Annotated in this window: 12 protein-coding genes; 1 reads left to right on the forward strand and 11 read right to left on the reverse strand. The window is 62.3% G+C overall.

Features of this window, described 5'->3' with window-relative positions:
* Positions 1-153: 153 nt before the first annotated feature.
* Positions 154-336, reverse strand: coding sequence for a hypothetical protein (locus MKK84_RS00020; RefSeq protein WP_243915898.1), 183 nt, complete (start codon positions 334-336; stop codon positions 154-156).
* Positions 337-1,038: 702 nt separating this feature from the next.
* On the opposite strand from MKK84_RS00020, the gene MKK84_RS35805 reads away from it, so the two are divergent.
* Complete coding sequence (locus MKK84_RS35805) at positions 1,039-1,311, forward strand: DUF6894 family protein (RefSeq protein WP_409566422.1); 273 nt, start codon at positions 1,039-1,041, stop codon at positions 1,309-1,311.
* Between the two features lie 449 nt (positions 1,312-1,760).
* Here the strand turns inward: MKK84_RS35805 and MKK84_RS00025 are convergent, their stop codons facing one another.
* The 10 genes from MKK84_RS00025 to MKK84_RS00070 form a co-directional block, all read right to left on the reverse strand.
* Positions 1,761-1,994, reverse strand: coding sequence for a hypothetical protein (locus tag MKK84_RS00025; RefSeq protein WP_243915929.1), 234 nt, complete (start codon positions 1,992-1,994; stop codon positions 1,761-1,763).
* Positions 1,995-2,087: 93 nt separating this feature from the next.
* Complete coding sequence (locus tag MKK84_RS00030) at positions 2,088-2,945, reverse strand: Bro-N domain-containing protein (protein ID WP_243915900.1); 858 nt, start codon at positions 2,943-2,945, stop codon at positions 2,088-2,090.
* Positions 2,946-3,181: 236 nt separating this feature from the next.
* Positions 3,182-3,385, reverse strand: a complete 204-nt coding sequence (locus MKK84_RS00035; RefSeq protein ID WP_243915905.1) for a hypothetical protein — start codon at positions 3,383-3,385, stop codon at positions 3,182-3,184.
* Positions 3,382-3,615 carry a hypothetical protein gene (locus MKK84_RS00040; RefSeq protein ID WP_243915907.1) on the reverse strand — a complete coding sequence of 78 codons (234 nt, stop codon included), beginning with the start codon at positions 3,613-3,615 and terminating at the stop codon, positions 3,382-3,384. Before MKK84_RS00040 ends, MKK84_RS00035 begins: the two co-directional genes overlap by 4 nt.
* Before the next feature lies 1 nt (position 3,616).
* On the reverse strand, positions 3,617-3,787 hold the full coding sequence (locus MKK84_RS00045) for a hypothetical protein (RefSeq protein WP_243915908.1): 171 nt from the start codon (positions 3,785-3,787) through the stop codon (positions 3,617-3,619).
* A complete protein-coding gene (locus tag MKK84_RS00050) occupies positions 3,784-3,981 on the reverse strand; it encodes a hypothetical protein (RefSeq protein ID WP_243915910.1) in 198 nt (65 codons plus the stop codon). Before MKK84_RS00050 ends, MKK84_RS00045 begins: the two co-directional genes overlap by 4 nt.
* Positions 3,978-4,280, reverse strand: coding sequence for a hypothetical protein (locus MKK84_RS00055; RefSeq protein ID WP_243915917.1), 303 nt, complete (start codon positions 4,278-4,280; stop codon positions 3,978-3,980). Before MKK84_RS00055 ends, MKK84_RS00050 begins: the two co-directional genes overlap by 4 nt.
* Positions 4,277-4,543 (reverse strand): hypothetical protein, encoded by a 267-nt coding sequence (locus tag MKK84_RS00060; protein WP_243915919.1) that lies wholly within the window; start codon positions 4,541-4,543, stop codon positions 4,277-4,279. Before MKK84_RS00060 ends, MKK84_RS00055 begins: the two co-directional genes overlap by 4 nt.
* A 462-nt stretch (positions 4,544-5,005) precedes the next feature.
* Positions 5,006-5,743, reverse strand: a complete 738-nt coding sequence (locus MKK84_RS00065; protein WP_243915925.1) for a hypothetical protein — start codon at positions 5,741-5,743, stop codon at positions 5,006-5,008.
* Between the two features lie 187 nt (positions 5,744-5,930).
* Positions 5,931-6,466: HAD domain-containing protein (locus MKK84_RS00070; RefSeq protein ID WP_243915927.1), on the reverse strand; the 536-nt coding region annotated here is incomplete at its 5' end.

Raw genomic sequence — 6,466 nt, forward strand, 5'->3', positions numbered from 1 at the left:
CAGCGGCCTGACCGGGCGACACCGCCCCCGGCGCTGCGGACGGGGCTGAACCACCGGCTATCGCCGGTCAGCCGAAACCGTCCAAACGACGGAAATCATCTCCGACGCCGCCAAATCAGGACTTCTTCAGCAGCCTGTTAGAGCGGTAGCGCCCTATTCCGGCCTCGCGTCGTCGTTCGCGCAATCAGGTTCGCGTTCCCGGGAAGCGATTTCGCTGCCGATCTCCATGAGAAGCAGTCGAGACAGCGCCACCATTCTCGGGTTGCCATGCTCGATCACGAACCGGTGTGCTGTCAGAATTGCTTCAGCCGTGCGGTCCAGCCACTCATCAGTCATCGGAAATTTCTAATGCAGTTGATTGTGCGGTATAAACCGCAGCCGTACCGTTCTGTTCGCTCATTAGTAGGGAGCAATAGGGCAGCATGGACAACAAGTTAAAATCTGACGCTTTGCTTCGCGACATAGCAAAGGCTGTCGGCTGCCCCGTTGAGGCGTTCTCCTCCGCAACGGATCGTGATCCCGGGACGGGCACGACGTTGGAGCTGTTCCACCTCTGGGATATGATCACCGAGCCACAGGCGCGACAGCGCGTCTTAGCCTGCGCCCGCCAAGAAGCCGCGCGGCAGCGGGCTAGGATGCAGGCCGCTGAGTGAGCGATTCTGATCCGGAACAACTGCTTGGCTCGCGCGTCTGCTGTATTCCAAGCGAGACCCTTCAGCCCCGCCGGCTCGCCGCGCGGGGCTTTCTTTTGCACTGCAGCGCGGTAGCTCTCTCGACGGATCCGCTCGTTCTCAACACCCGAGGCTCGGATCTGGGAAGCTCGCCCGGCTCTGTGCCGCGGCGGGCTTTTCTTCGAATCCACGTTAGCCGCGCTTGCGCCCCAAGCATTTTTTCATCGAAATGGAATTCGACAGCGAATCACTTATGATAGGATGCCAACGCAAATCCCGTCATATGATGCCTGTGGCGCAGTTCTGACTTCCGGCATTCTGCGCTTGCGAGACCTGCGTGCTCCCGCCTGCTTCATGCGGAGTGCTCATGCCTCGGTACTATTTCGACGTCAGCGATGGAGATCGCTTGTCGAGGGATACAATAGGCACTGACTGCGAAGACACCGCAAGTGTTTGCAGTATTACAGCACAATCATTATCGGAGATTGGACGCGACTCGTTATTTAGGGGCAGCGCTCAACAATCGATCATGGCAATTGTTCGAGACGAACAAAATATTACAGTATGCACGGCAATGCTTTCTTTCTCCGTTTTATGGTTTGGCTCTGATATACCAGCCGAGGAAGACGATATTATTTAATCAAGATTGGGTGCTATCATTAGGTTTTGTCATCGGTTTTCGCGGCATTCTTTATGTGATGCTGCGGCGATCGGCGCCTACTAAATGGAGCCAGCAGAATGTTTTATTTAGAATGCGTGGTGCGCTGGCATTCAATTGGAAGCTCTGTCGTTATGACGGAGCAAATCAGCGCGTCTGCGAATGCTCAAGCGATTACATTGGCCGACACTAGATTTAATCATATGATGTCAGGCCGGCCCGGATCAGCAATGCTCCTTGACGACAGTGGACAGATCGTTTGGTTCACAGAGCGATTCATTCCAGGTGTGCACTAAATCGTGAAATTGAATTGCTACTCGAAGCGCTGACAGCGTCTTTCGTATCGATACTGCGTTGCGTATTGGCTCGGCTCACGCTGGCGAGATCGGACGCTCCCCCGCCCCGTGAGCACGCAGCGACAAAGCTGAGAGTCAATTATCCCCGAGCGCAGGCGCGGATGGCCCGTACCGCTCTTCGAGCTCGGCACAGCCCGCGTCGGTGATTTCGTACTCGACACTGTTGGCTGCCGGATCCGATCGGCCAGTGGCCGCGACCAGCCCGAGGGTCTCCAGCCGTCGCATGTAGACGGAGACTTTGTAGAAGCGCGGTCCCAGCGCCGAGAGTGCCTGAAGGCGAGAAATGCTGGTGGGCGCGAGTTTGTGCATCGTCAACCAGTGTACCGAACGCCGGCTGGAGCGCTAGAAGGTGCGGCGCTCCCCCGCCCCGTGAGCAGATCGGGGCGGGGCCGAGCGGGAGGCTCAGCGGAGCGGCTTCGGCCGAGAGGCTTCGACGGCCTTGATCGCGGCCTGGACGACGATCGCCGGGATGTCGCCCTTCTTCTCTTTGCCGGCGAGGTACTTCGGATAGGCGGTTGGCAGATACGTGTTGCGCATCCAGCGGCGGAACACGCCTAGCGCCTCCTCCGGGTAGCACCACACCCACTGCGGGTTCGACCGCGCCTGCCGGAAGTAAGACGGATAGCTGTGCTCGTAGCAGGTCCGCGATCCGAAATCGTGATCGTGCCCTTTCAGCTCCCACTCCTTACCCCAAGCAATGCCGAGACTGATGTCCGGCACCGTCTCATCGTTGACCGTTGCGCCCTGCGTGATGAGCTGAGCGGTAAGATCAGCCATCTCCTTGAAGATGCAAAAGTAGCCCTCTGGAACCTTGGTAAGCGTCAGGCTGATCCGGTCGTGGAACGGCTGCCTTTGCGCAGGTGATGCATCGGCAGTCGCCGAGTAGCTGCCGGTCTTTCGAATCGACGGCAGGACGACCGAGGTGACCCACTTCCGCAGCCGCTTCGCTTCTGGCTTATCCGAGCGAAGCACAAAGGTGTACAGGCCGGACTCGCTGATAACGGTCGCCTGATTACCGGGGACCGGGTCGTTCCCCTCCCCCACGATGGGAGGGGAATTTCGCGAGAGGTCCGAGCGAGCGATGACACGCTTCTGGTCGTCATCAAGTTTCTCGGCGTGGTGACCGTAGTAGCCCTTCTTGGAATGCATCTCGAGCGCGCGGCACACATCCGTCAAGACGAACCAGGGTTCGCCATCAATCACCACCGTCCGCAGCTCACGGTGGTCCTCGGTCTCAAAAACTCGCATCGAATAAGGCAACGGTGTCTCCTCTGACACGAACGGGAAAACGTTCGGCCAGAGGCTGGACTCGTCGCGCTGATCATGGAATCTCAGCGTTGCACCGATCAGTCCGGCCCTCTGGCCGATCCGATCAGCTTAGCCCGTCCCGAAGCGATTCGGGGCGGGCTTTGCGTTTCGGATGGCTGAGATTGGACTGGAACGGGAACGCCGGCAAGTTGTCGGCAGCATATCCCCATCATCCACAGATTGCCGTCCTAAGCCTCGCGCACGTTGCGCCGTTCCGCCTCATCCTCGGCCGCATGCCGCTTCTTCGTGGCGATCAGCACGTCGAGCCACGCGATGGCGGACTCGTGCACCTGGATCGTCCGCATATCGCCGAGCGCCTGACCGATCTGCCAGCGGTGATAGGAGCGCACGTCGGACAGCGCCTGGATGTAGGCCTGCTGCTCGGGGGTCATCGAGAGCCGCCCATGATCGCGTCCGTCAACGCTCGGGCGATCACCTTGGCGGCCTCGACGCCTTCCGCCGGCGAAAGACGCCTCGTCTGGACCTGCCGCTCCTGCCCGGCAGCGACGTAAATGTAGGCCGCGACCCGGTCGCCCGTGTCCATCACCTTCACGGCTTCCTCAAGCTGCACGATGCGCAGCGGGAGCGCGAGGCCGAACGGGTTGGGCGCGTCGTCGGGCATGCTAACCCTCCATCAGCCCGCGGCTCATGGCGATCCTCACCAGTTCCGCATCACTGAACAGCAGGTCGCCAATCTGCCAGCGGTCCAGTTCCTCGCCGATCGGCACCACGACGATGCCGGCGGCCCGCAGCGCATCGACGGCATTAAGGACGGGGTCGGTGTCGTCGCTCATGCGGACGCGATCAGCATCCGGTCGCGGGCTCGCGCGAGCCGGTCGTCGTCTGGAGCTGCCGGCATGTCGTCGATCACCCGTTTGACGATGCCGCGCAGGGTTGGCTCGTCCAGTCCGAGTCCCTGCGCGAATCCGTAGAGCCGCCGCATCAGGCGAGCGACGACAACCTCGTGGTTCGAATCGCGATCGCTCAAGGCTCGTCCTGCCACTTCCGCGCGGCCTCGGCGGACCGCTCGTCCTCGCGCGTCGCCATCTGCTCGATGCTCTCAGCCAGCGCGACAGCCGCCTCGCGATGCCGCCAAGCGCCGGCTCCAACCTCTCGACAGAACCGAGCGGCTTGCCGCAGGCCTTCGCTGTGCGCCGTGTCGATCGCCGTCAGCACTGCGTTTAGCGCACTGTCCTGCTCGGCCGCATCGCCCTTCAGATGCGGGATCAGAAAGGCCACGAGCTGCGCCTTCCAGATGGCCCGAGCCTCAGGCGTGTCCGCGCTCATCCCTGCACCGGAAAGCCCATGACGATGGCGGTCTTCACCATCGTGCGGCGCAGACCCGGCTTGGTCGCCTCGTCGGCCAGGAGCGCCTTCGCCTGCGGGTGCATCTCGATCGCCTTGGCGACGTCGATGGTGTGGCCGGACTTGAAGGCGAAGGGCGGGGCCGATTCGTCCGTGAGATAGGCCGCGGTCGCCGCCTCTATCTCTTCGTCCGACACCTCGGACTTCCGGCGCAGGTCGCCGACGCTGGGAATCTCTTTCGCCATGGCAGAGGCGTAGCGCGCACCGAACAGTGAGTCGAGGCGGGCCCAAACGGTTTGACAATCGGCACCCTAAGCCATTGAAACCGATGGTGCGGTTTGCCGCAAATTATTGAGCCAAGCTACTGCAAATATTCACACAAGCAGGGCATCATAATCCTTGTGTCGGCGGTTCAAATCCGTCCCTCGCTACCATCAGTTTCAACAGCTTAGACCGAATACGTGATGCGACCGGTGAGCTGAAAAGCCATTGGGTCGCTGGATCAGGATCGGTCGATCTATCCAATCATATTGGTTCGGCGCAGGTGGGCACGCAGCCTCTGACGCGTGTGTCGCGGTCAGTACATCGCGGGTTTGTGCGCGTCGGCAGCGCGAGGGCGCATCGCCCGCAACTGCCCTCGACCTGCTGCAACGCAACTGTACCGTTCTCTAGGTCCGGGACTTCGCTCAACGCGCCCGGCCCTACGATCAGGCGGGGATGGGTGCGCGACCCAGAGCATCGCCCACCCAGCGACGCAGGCCTTCGACGATACGCCCCATCACGCGGGCGAGTGGCGAGCGCCACAGACCATGTCCGTCATCGCACAGCGGATCGTTCACCACGGGGTTGCCGTCGAGGCACATCAGGACATTGCCGATGTTCGGATCGAGCCCCTGCGGTGACACACTCCGGAGGGCCGCGACATAGGCTTCGTATCCCGGCCAAGTGGCCCTGAACCGCTCTCGGATACCGTCATAGCTGGCATGATCGATCCTGGGTTCGTGCGCCGGCCATTCGACCTTGAACCGGTCGCGAACCCCGTCATCCATCGCGCTGCCCGGGTGGTCCGCGACGACGGCATGGGCGTAGGCCAGCCACCAGACATCCCGCGCTGGCTCGCTCAGGCGCGTGCCCACCGTCATCAACGCACCGCAGCGGCTGATATGCATGTCATGGACGCGCGGTGCATGCGGTCCGTTCGAGCCCGCAAACCCCTTGCGGAGCAGCGCGGCGTAATCACCGAACCCGTCGGCCTTGCGTGCGAAGCGCACGACAACGTCCGGATGATCCGGATGTGCATGAACCGAGCCGTGATACCCGAAACCGATCTCGGACCACCCCATGGCGATCAGCGTGGCATGGGCCTGCGCAGCGGAACGTTCGATGATGCCCAGCGCCGACAGCGAGGGACTGGACGTCGTTTCCTGAGTCTTGAACCCGAACATCGCAGCCACTCCTTCCTGCCGCTCAACGATCCGACGCGACGCGTCCCCAGCTGCCGCACAGAGGCGGCGTCGAGGAGGAGCCGGACGGGCGGGTCCGGCGCGGGTCCAGGTGACCCTGTCGATGTCGGGAGTAGCGTGACGCGCGTGTCACTCCACTGTCATGGAATGACCGGTGTGCTCGGAAAGTTCAATCCCTACCGGATCGTAAATCCGCAGCCGAAGAGCCGGCACAAGTATTATCGGTCCCGCGCTGCGCCTCGACCATCGCGGTCAGCAGCCTCCGGGCCAGGATTGCGTCCGTTTCGCACAGGCCGATCTCGGCCTCCGGGCGAACGTGCCATCCCGCATGCGCCGCTCCGACCTCGACGTCGTCGAGGACGAGGTAGTGCAGTATCCGATTTCGGGTCGCGTGCTCGGCGATCTCCTCGCCGCGCCCGGCTTGCTCGGCTGGCCGCATGCCCCCCGTCTCCGGGTCGCGGCTCGTCGGCAGGATGGCGGTCCGCCAGTCGGGGTGAAAGCAGCGCTCGGGCAGGCCGGCTTCGACCAGGGTGGGACGGCAATCGTCGACACGCCAGGTCGACGAGACGACCACCTTGGCGTCGAAATCCCGCACAAGGGCGGCGACGCGGGCCACCTGTGCCGGATCGAGCCTGTCCTTGCCGGCTTGCCGCTGATAGCCGACCGTCGTCACGACACCGTCGATGTCGAGATAGATCGTCAGTG

The organism is Methylobacterium sp. E-065, assembly GCF_022829605.1.
Taxonomy (GTDB): domain Bacteria; phylum Pseudomonadota; class Alphaproteobacteria; order Rhizobiales; family Beijerinckiaceae; genus Methylobacterium.

Bases quoted from the DNA above. Each gene is read 5' to 3' on its own strand.
- MKK84_RS00020 (WP_243915898.1), bottom strand. From the start codon at position 336: ATGACTGATGAGTGGCTGGACCGCACGGCTGAAGCAATTCTGACAGCA.
- MKK84_RS35805 (WP_409566422.1), top strand. From the start codon at position 1,039: ATGCCTCGGTACTATTTCGACGTCAGCGATGGAGATCGCTTGTCGAGG.
- MKK84_RS00025 (WP_243915929.1), bottom strand. From the start codon at position 1,994: ATGCACAAACTCGCGCCCACCAGCATTTCTCGCCTTCAGGCACTCTCG.
- MKK84_RS00035 (WP_243915905.1), bottom strand. From the start codon at position 3,385: ATGACCCCCGAGCAGCAGGCCTACATCCAGGCGCTGTCCGACGTGCGC.
- MKK84_RS00040 (WP_243915907.1), bottom strand. From the start codon at position 3,615: ATGCCCGACGACGCGCCCAACCCGTTCGGCCTCGCGCTCCCGCTGCGC.
- MKK84_RS00045 (WP_243915908.1), bottom strand. From the start codon at position 3,787: ATGAGCGACGACACCGACCCCGTCCTTAATGCCGTCGATGCGCTGCGG.
- MKK84_RS00055 (WP_243915917.1), bottom strand. From the start codon at position 4,280: ATGAGCGCGGACACGCCTGAGGCTCGGGCCATCTGGAAGGCGCAGCTC.
- MKK84_RS00060 (WP_243915919.1), bottom strand. From the start codon at position 4,543: ATGGCGAAAGAGATTCCCAGCGTCGGCGACCTGCGCCGGAAGTCCGAG.
- MKK84_RS00065 (WP_243915925.1), bottom strand. From the start codon at position 5,743: ATGTTCGGGTTCAAGACTCAGGAAACGACGTCCAGTCCCTCGCTGTCG.